Raw genomic sequence first — 24,458 nt, 5'->3', positions numbered from 1 at the left:
CCGTACTCCCGTCAGCAGCCCACTCAGCCACCCGGCCCTCCCGGCCGACCGGCCGACCGGAAGTAGGAGCCTTGCCCACCACGTACGACGAGCCCGTCGCCATTGTCGGTATCGGACTGCGGCTGCCCGGCGCCAACGACACACCGGACGGGCTCACCGAGTTCCTGCGTGCCGGTCGGTCCGGTCTGGGCCCGATCCCCACCGACCGCTGGGACCCCGAGGGCCTGACGTCCGACGACCCCGACGCCAAGGGCACCATGCGGTGTGCGCAGGGCGGATTCCTCGACAGGCCGGACCACTTCGACTCGAAGTTCTACAACGTCTCGCCGAAGGAGGCCGACTACATCGATCCCCAGCAGCGGCTCGCGCTGGAGGTCGCCTGGGAGGCCCTGGAGGACGCGGGCATCGACCCCACCGGGCTGCGCCACGGTGACGGCGCCGTCTACGTGGCCGTCAGCAACATGGACTACGCCGCCGAGATGATGGCGCTGCCCGTGGCGGAACTCAACGGCTACATCGGCACCGGCATGGCGCACAGCGCCGTCTCCGGCCGCATCTCCTACTTCCTCGGGTGGCGCGGTCCCAGCATCACCGTGGACACCGCCTGCTCCGCGTCACTGGTCGCCGTCCACCTCGCGGCGCGGGCACTGCGCTCGGGCGAGTGCGGCATCGCGCTGGCCGGCGGCGTCAACACCATCCACAGCCCGCGCGGGCACATCATCGCCTCCCAGTCGAAGATGCTCGCCCCCGACGGGATCTGCAAGACCTTCGACGACTCCGCCGACGGCTACTGCCGCAGCGAGGGCGGGGCGATGATCGTCCTGAAACGGCTCTCCGACGCGCAGCGGGACGGCGACCGCGTCTACGCCGTGGTCCGGGGCTCCGCAGTCGGCCAGGACGGTGAGAGCAGCGCGCTCATGGTGCCCAACGGAGCCGCCCAGGAGAGCGTCATGCGCAGGGCGATCGACAGCGCCGCGCTCACTCCGTCCGACATCTCCTACGTCGAGGCGCACGGAACGGGCACCTCGCTCGGCGACCCCATCGAAATGGGCGCCATCAGCTCCGTGTTCGGCGTCTCGCACTCCCCCGACTCCCCCGTGACCGTCGCCTCGCTGAAGACCAATCTCGGGCACATGGAGGCCGCCGCCGGCATCGGCGGGCTCGTCAAGACCGCGCTCCAGCTGCGGGAAGCCACCATCTTCCCGCATCTGAACTTCACCACCCCCTCCCGGCAGATCCCGTGGGACACCGCCCCGGTGACCGTGCCGACGACGCTGCGGCCCTGGAAGGCGGCGACCCGCCGCGGCGTCGTCAACTCCTTCGGCTTCGCCGGCACCATCGCCTCGGTCGTCCTGGAGGAGGCACCGGCCGAGCCGCCCGTCGGGACGGACGGGAGAGGCGAGTTGCCGCCCGGCCCGCATGTCTTCGCGCTGTCGGCGAAGACCGCTCCGGCGCTCCGGGGCCAGATCCAGCGCTATCAGGAACTGCTCACCGACCGGCCGGAGCTGGACGTCGGTGAGCTGTGCGCCGCCGTCGGCGCGGGCCGGGCGCACTTCCCGCTGCGCGTCGCGGGAGTGGTCCGTGACCAGGAGGATGTCGCCCGGCTGCTCGACCGGAGCCGGACCCGCGCCGCCAGGACCGGCAGGAACCCGGACACCGCGAAGGTCGCCTTCCTCTTCTCCGGCGGCGGTTCGCAGTACGTGGGCATGGGGCGCCCGCTGTACGAACGGTTCGAGGTGTTCCGGGAGCGGCTGGACACCTGCGACCGGCTGTTCTCCCCGCATCTGGGCAGATCCTTGCGGGACATGATCCTCGGTGACGCCGAGGACGCCGAACTCATCCACGAGATCCGCTACATGCAGCCGGCGCTGTTCTCGCTGGAGTACGCGGTCGCGGAGCTGTGGATGTCATGGGGCATCACCCCGTCCGTCGTGGCGGGACACAGCATCGGCGAGATCGTGGCCGCGACCGTCGCCGGAGTCTTCGGCCTGGAGGACGCCGTCACCCTGATGGCGGCGCGTGGTGAGCTGATGCACGAGTCGCCGCCGGGCGCCATGGCCGCCGTCGAGGCCACCACCGACGAGGTCGCCCCACTGCTGGCCGAACGCCCCGACCTCTCGCTCGCCGCCGTCAACGGCACGAACCAGATGGTGATATCCGGCGGCGAGGAGTCCCTCGCCCGGGTCGTGGAGGTCCTCGCGGCACGCGGGATCCGGACGAAGCGGCTCGCGGTCTCCTGCGCCTCGCACTCCCCGCTGATGGCCGAGGCCGCCGAGCGGCTCCGCGAGGTCGTCGCCGGGCTCACCTTCCACGAGCCGCGGTTCACCCTGGTGTCCAATCTGACGGGTGCCGTCGCCGCGCCCGGCGAACTCGCCTCCGCCGGCTTCTGGGCCCGTCACCTCCTCGAACCGGTGATGTTCGCCGACGGTCTGCGCGCCGTCGCGGCCCGGGGGCGGCACGCCTTCGTCGAGATCGGTCCCGCCACCGACCTGATCGGCATGGGCAAGCAGTGTCTGCCCGCCGACGAACACCTCTGGCTGAGCAGCCTGCACCCCGAGGACACCGACGGCACCGTCGTACGGCAGTCCCTCGCGCAGCTCTACGTCAGCGGCGCTCCGGTCGACTGGACGGCCCACCACGGCCGGCCCCGCCGCACGATCACCCTGCCCACCTACGCGTTCGACCGTCGGCGGCACTGGCTCCCCGAGGCCGCCGCCGCGCCACAGCGCACCGGCGGCGACACGCACCCCCTGCTGGGGCGGGAGATCACCACCGACGGACAACGCGCCGCCGGTACGAGGGAGTTCACCGCCGGACTGGGCGCCGTGCAGCCCGCGTACCTGGCCGACCACAAGGTGATGGGCAAGATCGTCTTCCCGGGGGCCGGCTATCTGGAGATCCTGCTGGCCCTCCAGGACGCCGTCCACGGCGAGAGCGGTCTGCCACTGACCGGCGTGACGATCCATGAGGCACTGTTCCTCGACGAGAGCGCGACCGTCGAGATCCGTACCCGGCTGTCCACGCGGGAGGACGGCACCGCCGGGGTCGACATCGTCAGTCTGGCCGGGGCCGGGGACGGGGACGGGGACCGGCCCGCGCTGGAGAGGCTCCATGTCACCGCCACCATCGCCACGGACGGGCATGGCGGGGGCGGCGAGGAGCTGGCGGCGACGGAGCGTGAACTCCGCGGCGCGTCCGACGCCGCGGGCACGCCGCGGGCCGAGCACCGGGCCGACGATCTATACGCGGAATTCGCCGAGTTGGGCGTCGACTACGGCCCGGGGTTCCGGGGCCTGGAACATGTCGGGCTCCACGGCGACGACCTCGTGGTGGGCCGGTTGCGCGGCGTCCGCGCCGCCCCCGCCGAGCTGCTGCCCCCCGCCGTACTGGACTGTGCGTTCCAGACCCTTGCCGCGCTCTCGCGCGAGGGTGACGCGGTCGCCATGCCGGTCGGCTTCCGCCGCTGCCGGCTGCTGCGCAAGCCGCGGGGCGCCGAACTGCGCAGCGTGCTGCGCCGGGCCCCCGTCCTGGATCCGGACGACCTGCCCCGCGCGGATCTGCTGATACTGGACGGGGACCGCACCGTCTTCGTACTGGAGGGCCTGGCCCTGCGCCGGGTGACGAACGCGGCTCCCGACCGGGAGCGGATGTACTCCGAGGTGCGCTGGGTGAAGCGGTCCCTGCGTACGGAGAACCGCGAGCCGCGCCGTGTGCTGCTCGTCGGCGCCGGACGGGAGAGCCTCGATGAACTCGCCGGGGCCGCGGCCGGGCAGAACACCGAGCTGACGGTCGCGGCCGACGCGGCGCAGGCACTGGCGCTGCTGGCGGACCGGCCCACCGACGTGTGCTGGTTCTGGCGCGGTACCGGCTCCGTACCCGACGGCGGGGATCAGGACGCGGCCGGACTGCGGGCCGAGTGCGAGCGCAACTACCGCGACCTGCTGGCGCTGCGGGACGGCCTGGACGCGGCGCGCTTCGGCGGCGGTCAGCGTCTCTGGCTGATCACCGAGAGCGGTCAGTGGGTGCCCGGCGACAGCGCGTGGGACACCGGTACGCCCCCGGCCGCGGCGACGCTGTGGGGCTTCGGCCAGGTCATGTGGACGGAGTACCCGGCGTACCGGGTGACGCTGGTTGACCTCCCCGGCGGTGGGCGCGACCTGAGCCCGCTCCTGGCCGAGTGGTCGGCCCCCGACTCGGCCGAGTACCAGATCGCCTACCGCTCCGGGCTGCGCCATGTGCGACGGGTGTACGCGGAGACGGGCGGTCCGCGCACGGACGTCGAACTGGTCGTCAAGGAGTACGGCCGGCTCGACGGCATCGTCCCGGTGCCGCTCCAGGAGGCGCCCGCCCCCGAGGGGGACGAGATCCAGGTACGGGTCCACGCCGCGGGTCTCAACTTCAAGGACGTCCTCAACGCGCTCGGTCTGCACCGGGAGCACGCGAAGGCGGCCGGACTGGACGACACGGCGCTGCCGCTCGGTCTGGAGTGCGCCGGAGTGGTCACCGCGGCCGGCCCGGACGCGGAATTCTCCGTGGGTGACGAGGTCGTCCTCGCCCATCCGGGCTGTCTCAGGCAGCGGGTGACGTGCGCGTCCGCGATGGCGGCCCGTAAACCGGCGCATCTGTCGTTCGCCGAGGCGGCGGCCCTGCCCACCGCGTTCCTCACCGCCCACCACGGACTGCACCACCTCGCCGGGATCAAACCCGGTGACCGGGTCCTGATCCACGCCGCCGCCGGCGGTGTCGGCCAGGCCGCGGTCCAGCTGGCCAAGCTGGCGGGGGCGGAGATCTTCGCCACGGCCAGTCCGCACAAGTGGCCGCTGCTGCGCTCCCAGGGCGTCACCCGTCTGGCGAACTCGCGCACCCCGGAGATCGCCGACGAGATCCTCGCGGCGACCGGCGGGGCGGGGGTCGACATCGTCCTCAACAGCCTCGCCCAGGAGTTCATCGAGGAGAGCGTCCGGGCGCTGGCCGACGGCGGCCGGTTCGTCGAACTCGGCACGATGAGTGCGTGGACCGCGCAGGAGATGCACCGCAAGCGCCCGGACGTGACCTACCACACGGTCGATTTCGGTGTCTACGATCCCGCTCAGGCGCAGCAGTTGGCCCGTGACGTGCTCGGCGGCGTGATGGAGATGGTGAACAGCCGGGAGCTGACGGCCATCCCCACCACCGCGTACACCCTCGACGAGGTCGAGGAAGCCTTTGGCGTGCTCAGCAGGGGCGCCAACATCGGCAAGGTCGTCATCGGATTCGGCGAACCCGCCCCCGAGAAGACGGCCGACACCGGAATCCGGCCGGACGAGACGTATCTCGTCACCGGTGGTTTCGGCGCGCTCGGCGGCGTCGTCGCGGAGCGCCTCGTCCACCTGGGAGCACGCCATCTGGCGCTCGTGGGGCGGCGGGCCCCGGCGCCCGAGGTACTGGACGCGCTCCGGGAGCGCCTCGGGCCCGGCACCGGGATCACCGCCCTCACCGGGGACATCGGGGACCCGGACGACGTCCGCCGGATCACGGCGGTCCTCGGCGCTCTCCCCCAGCCCCTGGGCGGCGTCGTCCACGCGGCCGGTGTCCTCGCCGACGCCCCGGTCACGGCCCAGACGTGGGAGAACATCGACACCGTCTTCCGGTCCAAGGTGTACGGCAGTTGGCTGCTGCACCGGGCCACCGAGCACTTCCCGTCGTTGCGGTTCTTCGTCGGCTACTCGTCCGTGGCCTCGGTCGTGGGTTCGCGGGGACAGGCGAACTACGCGGCCGGGAACAGCTTCCTGGACACGCTGATGTGCCGTCGCCGCACCGCCGGGCTCCCCGCCCTGAGCGTCAACTGGGGTGCCTGGGGCGACGTCGGGCTGGCCAGCGGAATGGAACAGCGGCACATCGCGAACGTGGAGGACCAGGGCTTCTCGTTCTTCGGGCCCACCGTCGGCATCCGCGCCCTGTTCCGTGTCCTGGACCGGCCCGTGGCCCAGATCGTCATCGCCGAGGTCGACTGGGACCGGTACTCCGCGACCCGGCCGCAGCCGAACGCCCTCTACCTCCGGGTCGGACGCCGCACCGCGGACGTCACGGTCCATGTCGATCCGCAGGTCCTGCTGGCCCTGCCGCGCGGTGAGCGGCTTGAGGCGGTCTCCGAGGTGCTGCGGGGTGCCATCGCGGACCTGCTGCACTTCGACGGCGCCGACGACGTCCCGCCCGACGCGCGGTTCTTCGAGGTGGGCCTGGACTCCCTGGCCGCGGTCGAGCTGAAGAACCGGCTGGAACTCCAGTTCCGCGTACCCCTGTCCACGTCGAGCGTCTTCGACCACCCGTCCGTGGCACTGCTCACCGAGTTCATCGAGCAGCGCCTGACCACACCGGAGGAGACGCGATGAACGCCTCCCACGCCGCGCGTCCCGCCGTGCGACGCTTTCCCACCCTCACCGCCACCGCGGCCCATCACGCCGAGACGCGCCCCGACCGGGTCGCCGTGCGGTGCGGGGACCGGGAGGTGACGTTCCAGGAGCTGTACCACCGCGGGAACCGGACGGCGCACGCGCTGCTGGCCGAGGGCCTCGTCCCCGGCAGCCGGGTGGGGTATCTGGCCCAGGACACCGAGCACTACTACGACCTGCTGCTCGCGTGCGCCGCCGGCGGCACCGTCCTGGTCCCGGTGGACCCCCGGCTGACACCCGGTGAGATCGAGCACGTGCTGCGCGACTCGGGAACCGAACTCCTCGTCACCGAGGAGGAGAAACTGCCGGTGGTCGAGGGCCTGGAGCTCGGCTGCCTGCGTACGGTGCTGGCGCTCGACGACGACGGCGCGCGGCCCGGCGGATTCCTCCACTGGAAGACCGACCGGCCGGACACGCCGCCCGGCGCCCCCGCCGGCGCCAGGCGACCGCTGGCCCAGATGTACACCAGCGGCACCACGGGCAGGCCCAAGGGTGTGGTGCTCGGCCAGCACACCTTCTGGGCGGTGAACGACCTGCTGGCCAGACACGGGCTCGACTGGATCGACTGGCGGGAGGAGGACCGCCTCCTCCAGGTGCTGCCCGGTCACCACATCGGTGGTCCCTGGTGGTTCATGCAGGGTTTCCGGGCAGGGGCCACGCATGTCGTGGCTCAGGGGTTCGACGCCCGGCGCACTCTTGCCCTGCTCGCGGAAGGCGGGATCACCACCACGCTGATGGTGCCCTCCATGCTGCGCATCCTGCTGGCCGAACCCGGGGTGGGACCCGGGCACTTCGCGGGTCTGCGGAAGGTCGTCTACGGTGGCGCGCCGATCCCCGAACCGCTGCTCGAACAGTGCCTGGACGTGATGGGCTGCGAGTTCGCGCAGATCTACGGTCTGACCGAGACCTGCGCCTCCGCGGTCTGTCTGCCCCCGGCCGACCATGTGCCGGGAAATCCGCGGCTCAAGGCGGTCGGCCGCCCCTACCCGGGGGTCGCCGTGCAGGCCGTCGACCGGTCCGGGGACCCGCTGCCGCCGGGCCGGGTCGGGGAGATCCGCATCGACACCCCGGCCGTCATGACCGGTTACTGGCAGCGGCCCGACGAGACGGAACTCGCCCTCGCCGACGGGTGGTTGCACACCGGCGACGCCGGCCATGTCGACGAGGACGGCTATGTCTACCTCCACGACCGCATCAAGGACGTCATCCTCGTCGCGGGCGAGAACGTCTACCCGGCCGAGGTGGAGAACGCGCTCAGCAAGCACCCGGCGGTCGCCGAGGCGGCGGTGGTCGCCACGCCCGACCAGGTGCGCGGCGAGGCCGTACGGGCCTGTGTCGTGGTGAGGGCGGGCGAGCGGCTCACCGCCCGTGAACTGATGCTGTTCCTGCGGGAACTGCTGGCCCCCTACAAGATCCCCACGGCCTACACCTTCGTGGACTCGCTGCCGCGCAACGCCGCGGGCAAGATCCTCCGCCGCGAGCTGCGCGACCGCTTCTAGAAGAGAGTCTCCATGTCACGACCGACCGAAGAAATCCCGGCGCTGCCCACTCCCCGGCTGGACGAATGCCCCTTCGGGCCGGCGCCCGAGATGACGAGACTGCGGGAGACCACCCCCGTGATCCGGGTCAAGTGCCCGACCGGCATCACCGCCTGGCTGATCACGCGGTACGCCGACGTCCGGGAGGTGCTGGGGGACTCGGAGCGGTTCAGCAGCCGCCCCGGGCAGGCGGCTCACGTGCTGGCCCATATGAATCCCGACCGCCCGGTCGCCGAAGGCGAGTTCACCCGGATGGACGGACCGGCGTACCAGCGCTTCCGGCACCATCTCGGACCCGAGATCGGTATGCCGAGGCGGCTGCTGGAACTGCGCCCGCTCGTACGGCGGATCGTCGACGAGCGGATCGACGCGCTGGCGGCGGCCGGCCGGTCGGCCGAGTTCTACCGCGACTTCGCGGTCCCGGTCACCACGGCCACCATCGGCGGCCTGCTCGGTGTGCCGTACTCGGACCGGGGGCTGTTCCACGACGCGGCGGCGGCGATGTTCGGCTCCGCGACCAGTGAGAAGGGCATCAGGGCGAGCACGGAACCGCTGTTCCGGTACGTGCACGGGCTGGTCCAGGAGCGGCGGAAGAACCCCGGCGACGACGCGATCAGCCGGATGATCGGACGCAGCGCCGCGTCGGCGGAGCCGTTCTCCGACACCGAACTGGTCATGATGAGCGCCGGGTTGCTGATCAGCGGCTTCGACACGACGGCGACGACGCTGACCCACGGCCTGCTGGCCCTGCTGGTCGATTCCGGGGAGTCCGGCGGGTCCCGGGAGTGGGAGCGGTTGCGGGCCGACCCGTCGCTCCTGCCGGCCGCGGTCGAGGAGTTCGCCCGCTGCTTCGGGGGCGCCGCCGGTCTGACCCGTGAAGTCACCGAGGACACGGAGATCGGTGGACAGCCGCTGGCCAAGGGCGACTACGTCGTACTCGCCGTGCAGACCGCCGACCGTGACCCGGCCGTCTTCGAGGATCCGGAGCGGCTGGACGTCGGCCGGCGGGCCGAGGGGCATCTGGGGTTCGGGTACGGGCCGCACCAGTGCGTCGGACAGCAGACCGCGCGGCTGGAGATGAGCGTGGTGCTGGAGACACTGACACGGCGGATCCCGTCACTGCGCCTGGCGGCGGACCTCGCCGACATTGCGTTCAAGACGGGTACGCCGGTGGTCGGCCCGGCCGCGCTCCCCGTGGAGTGGGACGCCGTCCTGCCCGCCGGGGAGGACAAATGACACTGCGGGTGCGGGTGGACGCCGAGCGGTGCGTGGCGTCCGGCATGTGCGTGTTCAGCGCACCGGAGGTCTTCGACCAGGACGAGCGGGACGGGGTGGTCGTGGTCCTGCGGGACGATCCGGCCGATGACCAGTACGACGCGGTGCACGCCGCGATCGGCAACTGCCCCGCCCAGGTGATCTCTGTCGACACGCCGTAGACCGGCGGTCCCGTCCGCGCCGGTACGCGCCGACGGGACCGCCGATCGTGCTGTGGGAACGTCAGGCGGTGCCGGACGTCAGTGCCGCGAGGCACTCGGCGACGTACGCCAGTGGCTTCTCGGGCCCGGTGGTGAAGAAGAAGTGGCCGCCCTCGAAGACCTTCTTCTCGAACGGTCCGTCGGTGTAGTGGGTCCAGGCGTCCGCCTCCACCGTACTGACCTGCGGGTCGTTGTCGCCGGTCAGCGCGTAGACGGGGCAGGTCAGCTTCTCGCCCGGCTGGTAACGGTAGGTCTCGGCCGCCCGGTAGTCGCTGCGCATGACGGGCAGGATCATGCGCACGATGTCCGGGTCGCGCAGCACCTCCACGCCCGTTCCGCTCAATTGGGCCACGTGTTCGATGAGTTCGGCGTCGGTCGACTTGTGCAGTCCCTCGTCCTTCACCTCGGCCGGGGCCCGCCGGCCGGAGGCGAACAGCGCGAGTGGTTTCTCGCCGTGCCGCTCCAGTCGCCGCGCGACCTCGAAGGCGAGCGTGGCGCCCATGCTGTGCCCGAAGAGCGCGGTCGGGATGTCCGGTCCGCCGCGCAGCTCGGCCGTGACGGCGTCCGCGAGTTCCGTGATGCTGTCGATGAACGGGGTGTCGCGGCGGTCCTGCCGGCCGGGGTACTGGAGGACCAGCACCTCGGCCGCGGACGACAGCACGCGCGAGACCGGGAAGTAGTACGACGCCGATCCCCCGGCGTGCGGGAAGCACACCAGCCTGACGCGGGGTTCCGGGACCGGGTGGAACCGTATGATCCACGGGCTGGTCGCCTCGGTAGCTCCTGCCATGACTGTTCTTTCCTTACCTCGTCGGTGGGTCTGCGCGCCGTCAGCGCAGTGTCTCGGAGAATGCTGCCAGCAGCCGGGGACCGCTCTGGTCACCGTGCAGGAAGAAGTGGTCGCCCGGTACCACCCGCAGCTCGAAGGGGCCGCTGGTCAGGCCTTCCCAGGCTCGCATGTCGGCCTCCGGCACCACCGGATCGCCGGCTCCGTGGAAGGCGGTCACCCCGGTCGCCAGCGGGGCTTCCGCCGGATCGTGCCGGTAGCTCTGCACGATCCGCAGGTCTCCGTAGCCGCAGCCGCTGGTCGACGCGTCCAGCTTGGCCGCCACCCGGTCGTCGAACTCCCGGCGCAGGGCCTGCTCGTACTCCCCCGGCCGCTCGCGCCGCAGCCGCAGCAGGTCCTGCTGCGCGGGCATGCCGGGGAACCCGAGGGACCGCATCACGGCGAGGATGCGGTCGTCCAGCGGATTGACGGCGCCGGTGGGCGCGCTGAACGCGCCGACGAACAGGTGGCGCAGCAGTGAGCCGTGCTCCGCGCCGAGACGGTGCGCCATGCGGTAGGCGAGGAGGCCGCCCATGCTGTGGCCGTAGAAGGCGAAGGGCCGGTCCAGATACGGTTTGAGGACTTGCGCGATGCTCTCGACCGCCTCGTCCACGTTGACGATTCCCAGTTCGTCGGCGCGCTCCTCGCGGCCCGGCAGCTGGACCGGGCAGACCTCGACGCCGCCGTCGAGCTCGTGCGGCCAGTCACGGTACAGGGACGCGCCGCGACCGCCGTAGGGCAGGCAGAACAGCCGGAGCCGTGAGGTCTCCCGTACGGCGGTGCCGAGCCAGCGCGCGCTGTCCAGGTCGTAGTCGCGTGGTGCGGAGCAGGTGGTGTCCGGCTCGTCGTCGGTGTCGATCTCCGAGGCGATGTGCCGGGCGAGTTCGTCCAACGACGGTCCGTCGACGAGGAGTTCGACGGGCAGATCGGCACCGGTGCCGGTGCGGATCCGCTTGCGCAGTTCCATGGCCGCCAGCGACTCCAGGCCCAGTTCGGCCAGCGGCCGGCCGGCCGGGATCTCGTCGGCGGGCTGCCGCAGCAGGCCTGCGGCCGTCTCGGTGAGGAAGTCCATCAGTACCCGGGGGCGGTCGGCGGGAGCGGCGGCCCGGTAGCGGGCGAGGATCTCGCCGGGGTGGTCGCCGCTCTGCTCGCCGTCGGTCGCGGCCAGCAGGCTGAGGCTCTCCTGCGGGCTGATGACCTGGACCTCGGTGTCCCGGCCCGAGGCGACGATCCGGCCCCGGTCGTCGCACAGCACGTGATCGCCGACGAGCCGCTGTCCCACCGCCGACCTCAGCCGTACATGGCACCAGAGGGGCCCGGTGACCGCAGCGCTCACGGCGTCGGCCTCACCCAGGCGGGCGGTGATGAACAGGTCGTCGTCGGCGAGGGCCGCTCCGGCTGCCAGGGCGTAGAGCTGTACGCAGGCGTCCAGCACTCCGGGGTGGGTAGGCAGTGCGCGGCCGGGCCGGCCGGCGGGCACGGCGGCCTCGCCCGCGGGCCGCAGCCTGGCGAGCACCTCGCCGTCGCCCGCCCATGCCTCCTCGACCCATTCGACGGAGGGGCCGAGGGCCACGCCCCGGTCCCGCATCAGCTTGTAGAACTCCTCGCCGCCGACCCGCTCGGTGCAGCGGCTGAGTATCAGCTCCCGCCCCTGCCCGGTCAGGGGCGCCGACTCCTCCTCGGTCCGGTCGGCGGGGCCCGGCCGTACGCTGCCGCGCACATGGCGGTCCCATTCGGTGCCCGCCGTGGGACGGCTGTAGAAGGCGAAGTCCGCCCAGCCCTTGTCGTCCGCGGGCTCCACGACGAGCTGCACGGTGCGCTCCTGACGGCCGGACAGCCGCAGCGCCTGGTGGAAGTTGACGTCCCGTACGTGGAATCCTTCGCCCGTGCCGTCCGTGGCGGTCGCGGCGGCGAGCATCTCCTGGTAGTAGCCGACGTGCAGTACGCCCGCCGTATCGGCGAGTTCGGGCAGCAGGGCACGGCTGACGACGGTGTCGAACTGGTGCTGGTCGAGGGGTGAGGGCACCGTGCGCAGGCCGAGTTCCCCGATGGGCCGCGCGCTTCCGAAATCGCGTGCGGGGGCGGGTGCGGCCGTGCCCAGGGGCCCGTAGGAGCGCCGCTGGAAGGGGTAGGTGGGCAAGGTGAGCCGTGCCCGGTCGTGGCCGAGGTCGAGATCGGACCAGTCCACGTCGGCTCCGGCCAGATACCTGTCGGCGGCGCCGGTCAGCAGTTCCTCCCACACGTCGTCGCCGGGGACCGCCCAGTGGGCGAGCGCGTTCCCGTGATGTGTGGCTTCGTCGTCGGTGCCGGCGTCGCCGAGGGACACCAGCGTGCCGTACCCGTGGCCGGCGAGCGCCTCCGTCAGCGCGCGCGTCGTCGTCCCCTCGCTCTCGCGGGCCCAGAACAGGGCATCGGCCGCGCGCTCGGCGCTCACCGCGTCGGCGAGCGGGCCGTGGAGCAGACGCAGCCGCGGACCGCGTGCCTCGGTGAGCGCCGGTACCGGCGCGTCCTCGTGCCGCGCGGCGAGCAGTCGCCCCGCCGTCCCGGCGTCGAAGACTCCCGCCAGGCAGGCGGCGGCGAGTTCACCCGGTCCGGAGCCGGCGACGGCGCCGGCCGACACCCGCCAGCCGTCGAGCGCGCGCACGAGCGCGATCTGGTAGGCGAGGGCGACGGCGTCCCTGAACAGCGGTGAACCGGAGGGGCCCTGGGCCAGCGCGGCGGCGAGCGGCTCACCGACGACGGGCCGCAGCAGTTCGTCGCACCGGTCGAAGTGGTCGCGGAACGCGGGGTGCGAGGCGTACAGGCGGTCCGCCGACCGCCACGCGCGGTCCCCGGTGGCGTTGAGCAGGAAGGCGACGGGGCCGGTCGTCCGCTCGGGCGGGCGGGCCGGTTCGTCTGCGAGGGCGCGCAGACGGTCCGCGAGGCCGTCGGCCGAGCGTACGACGAGGGCGGTCCGGTACGGGAAGGCGGGACGGCGGGCGCTGACGGTGTGGCAGACGTCGGCCACGGAGGCTTCCGGGTGCTCGGTGAGCCAGTGGGCGAGCCGCAGCGCCGACTCCCGCAGTCCGCGCGGGTCGCGGGCGGAGAGTGCGAGCAGATGGGCGGGGCGGTCGCCGGTGCCCGTCTGTGGCGTGCGGGCGGCGGGGGCCTCCCGTACCACCAGGTGCGCGTTGGTGCCGTTGAATCCGAAGGCGCTGACTCCCGCGACGCGCGGGCGGTCGGCGGAGGCGGGCCAGGGGCGGGCCGAGTCGCAGAAGTCCACCGGCAGCCGGTCCGCGCGCAGCTGCGGATTGAGCTGGTTCAGGTGCAGGTTGCCCGGCACCTGTGCGTGCTTCAGCGCCAGTACGGTCTTGATCAGACCGGCGACTCCCGCGGCGGCCTCCAGATGGCCCACGTTGGATTTCACCGCGCCGATGAGCAGGGGGGTGGCGGGGTCCCGGTCGGCGCAGAACACCTCGGCGGCGGCGCGGACCTCGATGGGGTCGCCGAGCGGGGTGCCCGTGCCGTGCGCCTCCAGGTAGTCGACCTCGTCGGGGCGTGTGCGGGCGGCGGTGAGGGCCGCGGTGATGAGTTCGCGCTGGGCGCGTCCGTTGGGGACGGTGAGACCGGCGGTGTGCCCGTCGTGGTTGACGGCGGAGCCCGCGATCAGGGCGAGGACGGGAGCGCGCACCGCGGCGGCGTCGGAGGCCCGCATCAGGGCGACCATGCCGGCCCCCTCGGAGCGTACGTAGCCGTCGGCCTCGGCGTCGAACACCTTGCAGCGTCCGTCGGCGGCCAGGGCTTCCATACGGCAGAGGGCGACGAAGACGTCCGGCGACATCATGGCGCTGGCGCCGCCCGCGACGGCGGCCGTGCACTCGCCCCTGCGCAGGCTCTCGACCGCGAGGTGGATCGCCACGAGGGACGAGGAGCAGGCGGTGTCGACGGCCAGTGCGGGGCCCCGCAGCCCGAGGGCGTAGGCGATCCGGCCGGCGGTGATGCTGGGTGCGACACCGGTCGCGGTGTAGGGACCGGTGTCGTCGAGCGGTCGGTTCAGCAGGAAGCTCTCGGAGCCGGAGACGCCGACGAAGACGCCGATCCGCTCACCGCTGAGGCCGTTGGAGAGCAGGCCGCCGCTCTCCAGCGCCTCCCAGCTCGTCTCCAGGAGCAGGCGCTGCTGGGGGTCCATCTCGCGTGCCTCGGCGTCCGTGATGCCGAAGAACGGCCCGTCGAAGGCGTGTACGTCCTCGGTGAGGAAGCCGCCCTTGCGGGTGTAGGCGGTACCGGGCTCGTCGCGGGCCTGCGAGTGGAAGCGGTGGGCGGACCAGCGCTCGGGCGGTACGTCGGTGATGGCGTCCCTGCCGTCGCGCAGCAGCTCCCAGAACCGCTCGGGGCTGTCGGCGCCGCCGGGGAACCGGCAGCCCATACCGACCAGGGCGATCGGTTCCTCGGCGGCCGAGCGCAGCTCCCGCATCTGCTCGCGGAGGACTCGGATGGCGTTCAGCGAACGCCTCAGCAGCACATCGTCGGTCATCGCTCGTGTCCTCCTCGGTCGGAGCCGTACTCGTCGGTGCCGACCCTGTCCGGGCGGCGGGTCCGGGACTTGCCCGGGGGCGTCCGGGGGTCGCCCGCCGGTACGGCCCGATCCAGCGGGGCTCTCAGAGCCCCAGTTCCTCCAAGGTGTCGAGCAGTTCCACGGCGGTGGTGCGGGAAGAGGAGATGTCGTCGGGGCTCTCCTCGGGGCGTTCGATCCGCAGGACCCGGTCGAGCTTCTCGCGGTCGGCGAGCACCACCCCGATCTCCGGTTCGGCGGTGCGCAGGGCGATGTCGAACGCTTCGACGCCCGCGTCCGTCGGCAGGTGTTCCAGTCCGAGCCGCCTGCGGACGAAGCCGCCGGTCTCGGCGTCCACGCGCATTCCGCCGTCCCGCCAGAAGGGCCATACGACGGTGATGCTGGCGCCGGAGCGCTCGCCCTGTGCGCGCTGCCGCTCGCGGCCGCGGCTGAAGGCGTTGAGGAACCGGCTGGCGAACGCGTAGTCCACCTGGCCGGGGTTGCCCGCGAGTGCGGCCAGGGACGAGAACGTCATGAAGAAGTCGAGTTCGTCGAGGCGGGTCGCCTCGTCCAGGGCGCGTGCGCCGTCGACCTTCGCGGACAGGACGGTGCCGATCTCGTCGGCGCTCTTGTTCAGTATCAGCGCGTCGCGCAGGACTCCGGCCGAGTGGATGACGCCGTGCAGCCGGCCCCAGCGGCTCCGGGTCTCGTCCAGTACGCGGGTGACTTCGGCGGCGTCACTGACGTCCACGCTCTCGTAGACCACCTCGGATCCCAGTGAACGGATCCGGTCGAGTGCTTCCCGGCGGGTGGCGTCCAGTTCGGAGCGGCCCAGCAGCAGGAGCCGTACCCGGGACTGCTGTGCCAGGTGCTCGGCGAAGATGAGGCCGAGGCCGCCACCGCCGCCGGTGATGACGTAGGTGCCGCCGTCGCGTACGGCGACCTTGGGGGTCCCGGTGGCGGGCGCCAGTTCACGCAGCCGGCGGGTCCAGCGCCCGGCCCGGTCGTGCCGTACCTCGGCTTCCGCGGCGTCGTCGAAGGCCAGTTCGCCGACGCAGGCGCGCAGGACGTCCGCGGGCGGGTCGTCGGTGACGGCGACGGTCAGCGCCTGGTAGACGAGGTTCGGGTTCTCGTGGCGGACGGAGCGGGCGAATCCGCCGAACGCCTCCGCCATCGCGTCGGGGTGCTCACCGCTGAACGTCTCGACGCGCAGCAGCCGCAGCGGGCGGGAGACCCGGCCGCGCATCAGCGCCTGGGTGAGGCGGAACACCGAGGTGAGACCGGCCTCGGGGCCCGGCCAGGCGTGAATGACGGTGGTGGGTGTGGTTCCCAGGGCGGCGAGCAGCGTCGCGTAGTCCTCGTCGTTCTCCCGCCGGATCCGGTAGGAGTCCGCCGAGCCGGCGAAGGTGTCGCCGGTGCGTACGGTGACGATCCGCGCGTCGTCCCCGGCGTGCTCCCGCGCCAGTTCGGAGAGCCGTCCGTCCGGGTCGAAGACCAGTACGGAGCCCGTGAGCCGCGCGTCGTTCCGCGGCGGCCCGGCCGCCGGCTCCCAGTCCACCCGGTAGTGGACGGTGCGTTGGACGGGCGCGGTCCCGACGCGGGTGGGTGTGACGCTCTGCGCGGCGGGCTCGGGCGTGTCGAGGTCGAGCTGCTCCAGCAGGAACCCGGTGAGGTCGTCCACGCAGGGGTAGTCGAAGGTGACGCTGGTGTACAGCTCGATGCCCAGGAGTTCCTCCAGTGTGTTGCCGAGCCGCACCGACATCACCGAATCCATGCCCAGGTCGAAGAAGCCGCGCCGGCGGTCCGGCGGGGCGTCCGGGGGGAATTCGAGGAGACGGCCGAGTTCGGTCTGGAGGTAGGAGGCGAGCGCCGGATTGCGTTCCCCTTCGGGGAGGCCGGCGAGCCGGTTCAGCAGGGTCTCGCCCGCGTCGCCGGGCCGGACGTCGGCGGCGGCGGCCGCGACAGCGGGGGGCGCGGTAACGGGGGGCGCCGTCGTGGGCGCCTGCGCGGTCGGTCCGGCTTCCGCCATCCAGTACCGGCGGCGGGCGAAGGGGTAGGTCGGCAGGGAGACGCGGCGGGGCGACAGTCCCCGCAGGTGCGCGGCCCAGTCCGGTGCCGCGCCCGCGACCCACGCGGACGCCACCTCGCTGGGTGACGCGCCGTCGGCCAGGGGCGGCGGGGTCGAACGGGGTTCGCGGTGCCCCGTGCTGACCGAGGAGGGGCCGCCGGTCGGCGCCGCGATCTCGTCCAGCCCCTTCAGGATCCCGGGGAGGTCGTCGGCGACGAACGCCGCGCGGTGCTCCATCGGTTCACGGCCGCTCTGGAGCGTGTGGGCGACGTCGGCCACCCGGATCGCACCGGCGGGCCGGCTCCGCAGATGGCCGGCCATCCGTGCGGCCAGGTCCCGCAGGGTCTCGGGCTCGCGGGCGGACAGGGGGAAGACGAGGTCACGCGCGGGCGCCGGCGGGGTGGCGACGGCCGGCGCCTCTTCCAGCACCAGGTGTACGTTGACGCCGCCCGCGCCGAAGGAGCTGATGCCCGCGCGGCGGGGGTGGACCAGCTCGTCCCCGGCCGGGCCGGTGGTGCGGGGCCGCTCCCAGGGGGTCCGCTCCCGCTGGACCTTGAACGGTGTCCTGTCCAGTTCCAGGTTGCTGTTGGTCGTGGCCGAGTGGAGCAGGGAGGGCACCAGTTCGCCGTGCCGCATCTGGAGTGCCACCTTGGTGACCTGGGCGATGCCGGCCGCGGCTTCGGCGTGCCCGATGCCGGACTTGACGGACCCGATGGCGCAGAACTGGCGGGCGTCGGTGGAAGCGGCGAACGCGTCGGTGAGGCCGCGTATCTCGATGGGGTCGCCCAGGCTGGTGCCGGTGCCGTGGGCTTCCACGTAGCTGATCGTCTCCGCGCCGACCCCGGCGTCCGCCAGCGCGGCGGTGATCAGCTCGCTCTGGGCGACGGGGTTCGGCACGCTGTAGCCGAAGGTGTGGCCGTCGCTGTTGACCGCGGAGCCCTTGATGACCGCGTACACCTGGTCTCCGTCGGCCAGGGCGCGCTCCAGCGGTTTGAGCAGCACCGCGCCGACGGCTTCGGCGGGTACGTAGCCGGTGCCGCCGTCGCCGAACGCCCGGCAGCGGCCGTCCTCGGCCAGGAAACCGGCTTCGGCGAGCATCATGTACTTGCTGGGGTGGAGCGAGAGGTTCACGCCGCCTGCCAGCGCCGTCTCGCACTCGCCTCGTCTGATGCTCGCGACGGCCAGGTGGATGGCGTACAGCGACGACGAGCAGGCGGTGTCCACGGTCAGGCTGGGGCCGCCCAGATTGAACAGGTAGGACACCCGGTTGGCGATCGAGAAGGTCTGCGAGCTGATGGGCTGCCACTGCCCGTGCTCCAGATCGTTCGCCGCGAACATCTGGTAGTTGTTGAACGTCACTCCGGCGAAGACACCGACGGATCCCCGCGCGTCGCCCGCCGTCGGGTCGGCCAGGCTCTTCCTGGTGTGGCCGGCGTCCTCCAGCGTCTCCCAGGCGGTCTCCAGGAACAGTCGCTCCTGCGGGTCGAGCGCCCGTGCCTCGCGCGGCGAGATCTGGAAGAACTGCGGATCGAACGCGTCGACGTCGTCGAGGAATCCGCCCCATCGGTACCACTTGTCACCGTAGCGCTCGCGTGCGAGCTCGGCGTAGCGCCGGTAGCCGGGCCGGTCCATGGGGATCTCGCCGACGCAGTCGCGTCCGTCGAGCAGGTTGCTCCAGTAGTCGGCCAGGGACGAGGCCTTCGGATAGCGGCCGCTCATGCCGATGATGGCGATGTCACCGCCGCCGGTGCCCGCGGCGGCGGAGACGGGGGTGGAGACGGGGCGCGCGGGCGCGGGTACGGCAGCGGGGGCGGGAGCGACGGCGGGCGCGGGCACCGCAGCCGGGGCGGGAGCGAGGGCGGTTCCCTGCCCTCCCACGGCGGGCAGAGTCAGCCCCTCGGCGCGTGCCTTCCCCGCGACGTACCTGGTCAGGTCGGCGAGGTTCTTGTAGACGTAGAACGTCGTGCTGTCGATGGGGCCGTAGTGGGCCACCAGGCGACGCCGGAGCTGCTCGATGACCAGCGAGTTGAGTCCGAGCTCGTCGAAGGCGACCCCCGGGTCGACCTCCTCCGGGCGCCACTTCAGGGTCTCGGCGAACACGGCGGCGAGGTGGGCGCCGACTTGCTCGTCCGTCACCGGGGCGGCGGGCACCGGAGCGGGCACGCCCGCGTGGGGGACGGGCACAGCTCCGGCCGGCGTCACGGCCTGCCGGGGTACGAGGTCCTGCGGCCAGCACCGCCGCCGTTCGAAGGGGTAGGTCGGCAGCGGTGTCCGGCGGACGGGGCGGTCGCCGCGCAGCTCCCGCCAGTCGAGGTCCGCGCCCGCGGCCCAGAGCCGGGCCAGTTTGTCCGTCGCTCCGCGGTCCAGGAGGGCCTGGAGATAGGCGGCCCCTTCCGCGTCGCTCAGCAGGACGCCGGAGAGCGCGCCGGCGCCGGCCGCGTTACCCGCGTACCAGGCGGTGTCGGCGTCCTCGCCGCGCAGATAGCGGACCAGCCCGTCGTACAGGTCGTCGGTGTCGGCGACCACGAGGGCCAGGCGCTCGTCCATGGCGTCCCTGCCGAGCTGGAGGGTGTCGGCCAGCGCGGAGAGGTCGAAGGCCGGTGCCCCGTTCTCGGGCGCGTGCTCGTCCAGCCAGCGCACCACCGCGTCCGCGTACTCGCGCAGGGCGCCGGGGGTACGGGCGGACAGGGGCACCAGATACGGTCCGGCCGCCGGGTCCGCGGCCTCGTCCGGGGCCGGTGCGGCGATGAACTCCTCCAGCACCACGTGTGCGTTGGTGCCGCCGAAGCCGAAGGAGCTGACCCCGCAGCGGCGTGGGACCGGCGCCCCTTCACCGTCCGTCAGACGCGGCCAGGCCTCGGTGCGGTCGACGATCCTGAACGGGCTGCCGTCCATGCGGATGAAGGGGTTGAGTTCGCCGAAGTGCCGGAGCGCGGGCAGCCGTTCATGGCGCAGCGCCAGCAGCATCTTGACGACGCCCGCGAGGCCCGCCGCCGCTTCCAGGTGACCGATGGAGGTCTTGACCGAGCCCAGGCCGATGTGCGGTTCGGCCCGCTCGGTGTGGCCCCAGTCCCGGTGGAGCGTGGCGAACGCCTTCTTGAGGCCCTCGATCTCGATGGGGTCGCCGAGGCTGGTCCCGGTGCCGTGGGTCTCGATGTAGGTGGCGGTGGCGGGGTCGAGTCCCGACCGGCGCCACGCGGTGGCGATGAGGTCGGCCTGCGCGTCCGGGCTGGGCGCGGTGAGTGAGGCGCTGCGCCCGCCGTGGTTCACGGCGCTGCCGCGCACGACGGCGTAGACGTGGTCGCCGTCCGCGAGGGCCTTGTCGAGTGGCTTGAGTACGACGGCGACGACGCCCTCGCCGCGTACGTAGCCGTCCGCGGCTCGGTCGAAGGTCTTGCAGCGCCCGTCCGGCGCGAGCATTCCGGCCTGCTGGAAGGAGTCGAAGGGGGTGGGGCTCATGAGGATGCTCGCGCCGCCGGCGACGGCGAGGTCGCACTCTCCCTCGCGCAGGCTCCGTACGGCCCGGTGCAGGGCGACCAGTGAGGAGGAGCAGGCGGTGTCGACGGACTCACTCGGTCCGCGCAGGTCGAGCTGGTGGGAGATCCGGTTGGGGAGGATCGAGTGCGCGAGCCCGGTCGCGGTGTGGGACTGGGTACCGGCCGCGCTGTGCGCGAGGACCTCCACGTAGTCCATGGAGCCGTGACCCACGAACAGACCGGTGCGGGTGCCGGCGAGTTCGGTGGGGCGCCGTCCCGCGTCCTCGAACGCCTTCCACACGGTCTGGAGGAAGATCCTCTGGTGAGGGTCCATCAGTTCGGCCTCGCCGGGCGAGATTCCGAAGAACCGGCAGTCGAAGGTGTCGAAGTCCTTGATGAGCGCGCCCCGCACCCCGGGGGCGCGCTCCGGTCCGGCCCAGGACCGCCACCGGTCGGCCGGGGTGTCCGTCACCAGTTCGGTGCCGTCGACCAGGTGCCGCCAGAACTCGTCGAGGTCCGCGGAGCCGGGCAGGACGGCGCTCACCCCGACGATGGCGACGGCGTCGGATCCGGTACCGGCGGCGGGCTGTGCGCCGCCCGCCGCGGCGGTGGCGCCGTCACGGGGCGCGGGTACGGCGCCGGACCGGGCACGCCCGGCGGCCTCGGCGGGCGCCGGGGGCGTCTGTTCCGCGCCGCCCGCGGCGCCGTCCCGGTAGCGGGCCACGACCGTGTCCCGGTGCTCGGCGAGCAGATGTGCGGTGAACGCGCCGATGGTGAAGTACTCGAAGAACACCGACGGTGTCAGGTCGACGCCGAACTCCTCGCGGAGCTGGTCGGCGAACTCGATCAGTTTGATGGAGTCGAAGCCGAGGGCGCTGAGTTCGGTCTCCGCCCGCAGCGCTCCCGGGTCGGCCGTCAGCACGCGGGTGACGATGGTCCGCAGATCGGCGAGGAGCAGGGCGGTGAGCTGTTCCTCGGTGTGGTCGGTGCCACCCTGGGCGCGGTCCCGTGCGGGACGGCGCAGCCGCAGCGTACGGATCCGTTCCCCGGCGGTCTCGGCGGTCGGCGTCGCCGTCGCGGTCGTGTCGGGCGTCGGGTTGGCGGACAGCGTGGTGGCGGGCTGCGCGGGGGTGGGCGTCGTGTCCGCCCGGTCCTCCGCCGTGCTCGGCTCCTGCGCGCGGCGCTCTGCCGCGTCCCGCTGGGTGGCCTGTACGAGTCCGATGAGGGCGCGCCCCGGTCCGATCTGCCGGATGTCCTCGACGCCCTGGTCGATCAGGTGGCGCACGCTGTCGGTCCACAGCACGGGCCGGGTGAGCTGACTGACCATCAGATCGGTGACGTCGGGCCCGTGCGGTCGCGCGGTCACGTTGGAGAGCACGGGTACGGTGGGGGCGGCCAGTTCGACCCCGCCCAGGAACTCCGCGAACTCCTCCTGAACACCGGCCATATGGGGGGAATGGAAGGCTCCACCGACCCGCAGGACGGTGTAGAGCCCGGCTCCCGCCCCCTCGAACGCCGACCGGGCGGCCTCGATCCGGTCTCGGGGGCCGGCGATCACGATCTGGGCGGGGTTGTTGTAGTTGGCGACGGACAGCGATTCCAGTCCGGGGCCGGCGAGAACCTCGGCCACCCGGTCGGCGTCGAGGCCCACGACGGCGGCCATTCCGCCGTCGTTCACGCGCGACATCAGCTCTCCGCGCTTCTGGACCACCCGCAATCCGGTGGCAAAGTCGAATACGCCCGCAGCGAGAAGCGCGTTGTACTCACCGAGGCTGTGTCCGGCCAGGAAGTCAGGGATCTCGCCGGAGGAATTCAGGTGCTCGAAATAGCTCAGCGCATTGACGACGTACAACGTCGGCTGCGTGTACTGGGTCTTCTCCAGATTCCCGTCCGGATTCTCCCGGCAGAGGGTCTCGATGGAATATCCCAGGATCTCGTCGGCCTGCACGACCAGCTCGGGGAACGCCTCGAAGAGCTGCGCACCCATACCTCGACGCTGCGAACCCTGACCGGGAAAGACTAGAGCGAGCACAGTATGGGTACCCTTCGAGGTAGCTGATCGAACAGCACGCGGCGACACTATTGGCCATAGTTTCTGGCCAGCGCCTAGCGTCTTTCTTAAACAGCCCTAAAGCTGACGCACGGCGCTGTTGAACTTCTTGACTGCGACACTCCCTTTGGGCAAGGTTGAGGCTTGCCGCATGTCACCCCGAGATAAGCGGCGTAAATCCGTGCACGAGCCGCGCGAGGAAAACCTCACGCGCCTGCACAGAGCAGAATTTACTTCCTTGTCTCCGGACGGCCGCGTCACCCTGCGGCGCGCGGAGTACGTCACCGGGCACAATCACAGGGATGAACTCATGACATCTGTCGCAGCGATCGAGGACGTGCACGAGGACCGGGCGGAGTACCGGCCCGATGCGGCGGCGGAGCGCGTCGCCCTGACGTCTGCCCCCACCATCGGCGCCGCCCTGCTTGAGCGTGCGGAGCTCTACCCCGACCAGCCGATGTGCTACATCGAGGAGTCCGAGGGCCGGACCGTGCGGCTGACCGCCGCCGAACTCGTCGAGCGCGCGGGCGCGGCGGCGACCACTCTCGCCGAGGCGGGCGTGCGGCCCGGTGACCGGGTGGGTATCTGTCTCGACACCAGCGCGGACGCCTACGCCGCGCTGCACGGCTGTTTCCTGCTCGGCGCCGTCCCGTTCGTGTCGGAGCCCCCGCTGTCCACGATGCGGCGTCAGCGCTGGTCGGACCGGCTGCGGCTGCTGATCAGCAGGGCCGAGCCACGCGCAGTGATCTCCGCACCGTCCTTCCGTGACGCCGTGGCGGGCCCGTGCCAGGAAGCGGGCGTCGAGATAATCGAGCCGCCCTTCGAGGGTGGTTACGTGCCGACGTCGGTACGGGCGGACGCCGACGACCTGGCCCTGATCCAGTTCACCTCGGGGACCACCGGCAACAGCCGTGGGGTGGCGCTGACGCACCGGGCCATCATGTCCAACGCCGCGTCGATCGGGGACCGTTGCTTCCGTTCGGGCGAGCTGATCGTCACCTGGCTGCCGCTGCATCACGACATGGGCCTGATCGGCTGCAACCTCGCGCCGTTCCTCCACGGCCTCCCCGTCGCCTCCATGCCCCCGCTGTCCTTCGCGCTGCGGCCCGAACGGTGGCTGCGGGCGCTCCACCGCTACCGGGGGACCTTCACCTCGGCGCCGAACTTCGCGTACCAGATGTGCGCCACGAAGATCCCCGACGCGAAGCTGGCCGGCCTGGACCTCAGCGCGTGGCGGGTCGCCGGCAACGGCGCGGAGGTTGTCAACGCGGCCACGCTCCGCCGGTTCGCGGAGCGGCTGAGCCCCTACGGCTACCGGGCGACGTCCATGATGCCGTGTTACGGCATGGCCGAGACCGTGCTGGCGGCGACCATGTGCGTGCCGGGGGACCCCATGATCACCACGACGGTGCGCCGGGACGTGCTGGCCGACACCGGCAAGGTGGTGGAGGCCGGCCCGGACGACCCGGACCGCCAGGAGCTGGCTTCGTCGGGAACACCCGTGCTGGGGACGGAGGTACGGGTCGTGGACGAGTCCCGTACGGATGTGGCCGACCGGGTGCAGGGCGACATCCTGCTCCGCAGCCCCTCCCTGATGTCCGGCTACTACCAGCAGAAGGACGAGACGGACAAGGTCCTGCGCGACGGCTGGCTGCACACCGGCGACCAGGGATTCCTCGACGACGGCCAGCTCTATGTCACCGGCCGTGTCAAGGACGTCGTGATCATCGGGGGCCGCAACTACCACCCGTACGTCTTCGAGACCGCGGCGAGCAACGCCGCGGGGACCCATCCGGGCGCGGTCGCCGCCGTGGGCTGCCCGGACCCCGCGCTGGGCACGGAGGCGCTGACCATCGTGGTCGAGTCCAAGCTCCACGCCAGCGACGAGGCCGACGCCCTTCGTGAAGCGGTCGTGCGGAGCGTCTCCGAGGAGACGGGTCTGCGTCCCGACCGGGTGGAGATCGTGCCCCGCGGGTCGCTCCCGAAGACGCCGAGCGGCAAGTTGCAGCGGCTGAAGGTCGTGGAGTCGCTGCTGGACGGCACGCTGGGCCGCAAGTCCTGAC

The 24,458-nt window shown here is 72.2% G+C and carries 8 protein-coding genes; 5 read left to right on the top strand and 3 right to left on the bottom strand.

Translation table 11 applies throughout. The features are described from left to right. Positions 1 to 71: 71 nt before the first annotated feature. From SSPS47_RS30680 to SSPS47_RS30665, 4 genes are read left to right on the top strand one after another with little or no spacing between them, the layout of a single operon-like run. The gene (locus SSPS47_RS30680) at positions 72 to 6,371 is read left to right on the top strand and encodes a type I polyketide synthase (RefSeq protein ID WP_164253750.1); all 6,300 of its coding nucleotides are present in this window, start codon (positions 72 to 74) and stop codon (positions 6,369 to 6,371) included. Continuing rightward, entirely contained in the window at positions 6,368 to 7,930 is a 1,563-nt protein-coding gene (locus tag SSPS47_RS30675) for a long-chain-fatty-acid--CoA ligase (RefSeq protein WP_164253749.1), read from the top strand. The genes SSPS47_RS30680 and SSPS47_RS30675 overlap by 4 nt, the downstream gene beginning before the upstream one ends. Before the next feature lie 12 nt (positions 7,931 to 7,942). After that, on the top strand, positions 7,943 to 9,205 hold the full coding sequence (locus SSPS47_RS30670; RefSeq protein WP_164253748.1) for a cytochrome P450: 1,263 nt from the start codon (positions 7,943 to 7,945) through the stop codon (positions 9,203 to 9,205). Next, entirely contained in the window at positions 9,202 to 9,405 is a 204-nt protein-coding gene (locus tag SSPS47_RS30665) for a ferredoxin (protein WP_343234911.1), read from the top strand. Before SSPS47_RS30670 ends, SSPS47_RS30665 begins: the two co-directional genes overlap by 4 nt. Before the next feature lie 61 nt (positions 9,406 to 9,466). Here SSPS47_RS30665 and SSPS47_RS30660 read toward each other — a convergent pair whose 3' ends face one another. The 3 genes from SSPS47_RS30660 to SSPS47_RS30650 all read right to left on the bottom strand — a co-directional run bounded on the left by SSPS47_RS30660 (position 9,467) and on the right by SSPS47_RS30650 (position 22,377). Then, positions 9,467 to 10,234: an alpha/beta fold hydrolase gene (locus tag SSPS47_RS30660; RefSeq protein WP_164253747.1), complete on the bottom strand. Its 768-nt coding sequence runs from the start codon at positions 10,232 to 10,234 to the stop codon at positions 9,467 to 9,469. Positions 10,235 to 10,274: 40 nt separating this feature from the next. Beyond that, on the bottom strand, positions 10,275 to 14,783 hold the full coding sequence (locus tag SSPS47_RS30655) for a beta-ketoacyl synthase N-terminal-like domain-containing protein (RefSeq protein WP_164253746.1): 4,509 nt from the start codon (positions 14,781 to 14,783) through the stop codon (positions 10,275 to 10,277). A gap of 124 nt (positions 14,784 to 14,907) precedes the next feature. Beyond that, positions 14,908 to 22,377 (bottom strand): type I polyketide synthase, encoded by a 7,470-nt coding sequence (locus SSPS47_RS30650; protein ID WP_275405181.1) that lies wholly within the window; start codon positions 22,375 to 22,377, stop codon positions 14,908 to 14,910. A 328-nt stretch (positions 22,378 to 22,705) separates the two neighbouring features. Here SSPS47_RS30650 and SSPS47_RS30645 point away from each other — a divergent pair, with 328 nt between their 5' ends. After that, positions 22,706 to 24,457 (top strand): fatty acyl-AMP ligase, encoded by a 1,752-nt coding sequence (locus tag SSPS47_RS30645; protein WP_239065124.1) that lies wholly within the window; start codon positions 22,706 to 22,708, stop codon positions 24,455 to 24,457. The last annotated feature ends 1 nt before the right edge of the window (position 24,458 follow it).

Source organism: Streptomyces sp. S4.7 (assembly GCF_010384365.1).
In the GTDB taxonomy this organism is placed as follows: domain Bacteria; phylum Actinomycetota; class Actinomycetes; order Streptomycetales; family Streptomycetaceae; genus Streptomyces.
Note: the sequence above shows the minus strand (reverse complement) of the source record. Positions and strands in the feature narration are given on the sequence as shown.

What these genes read in the sequence shown, in the direction of transcription:
- SSPS47_RS30655 (WP_164253746.1), bottom strand. Translation starts at nt 14,783, where the DNA reads ATGACCGACGATGTGCTGCTGAGGCGTTCGCTGAACGCCATCCGAGTC.
- SSPS47_RS30660 (WP_164253747.1), bottom strand. Translation starts at nt 10,234, where the DNA reads ATGGCAGGAGCTACCGAGGCGACCAGCCCGTGGATCATACGGTTCCAC.
- SSPS47_RS30645 (WP_239065124.1), top strand. Translation starts at nt 22,706, where the DNA reads ATGACATCTGTCGCAGCGATCGAGGACGTGCACGAGGACCGGGCGGAG.
- SSPS47_RS30670 (WP_164253748.1), top strand. Translation starts at nt 7,943, where the DNA reads ATGTCACGACCGACCGAAGAAATCCCGGCGCTGCCCACTCCCCGGCTG.
- SSPS47_RS30675 (WP_164253749.1), top strand. Translation starts at nt 6,368, where the DNA reads ATGAACGCCTCCCACGCCGCGCGTCCCGCCGTGCGACGCTTTCCCACC.
- SSPS47_RS30665 (WP_343234911.1), top strand. Translation starts at nt 9,202, where the DNA reads ATGACACTGCGGGTGCGGGTGGACGCCGAGCGGTGCGTGGCGTCCGGC.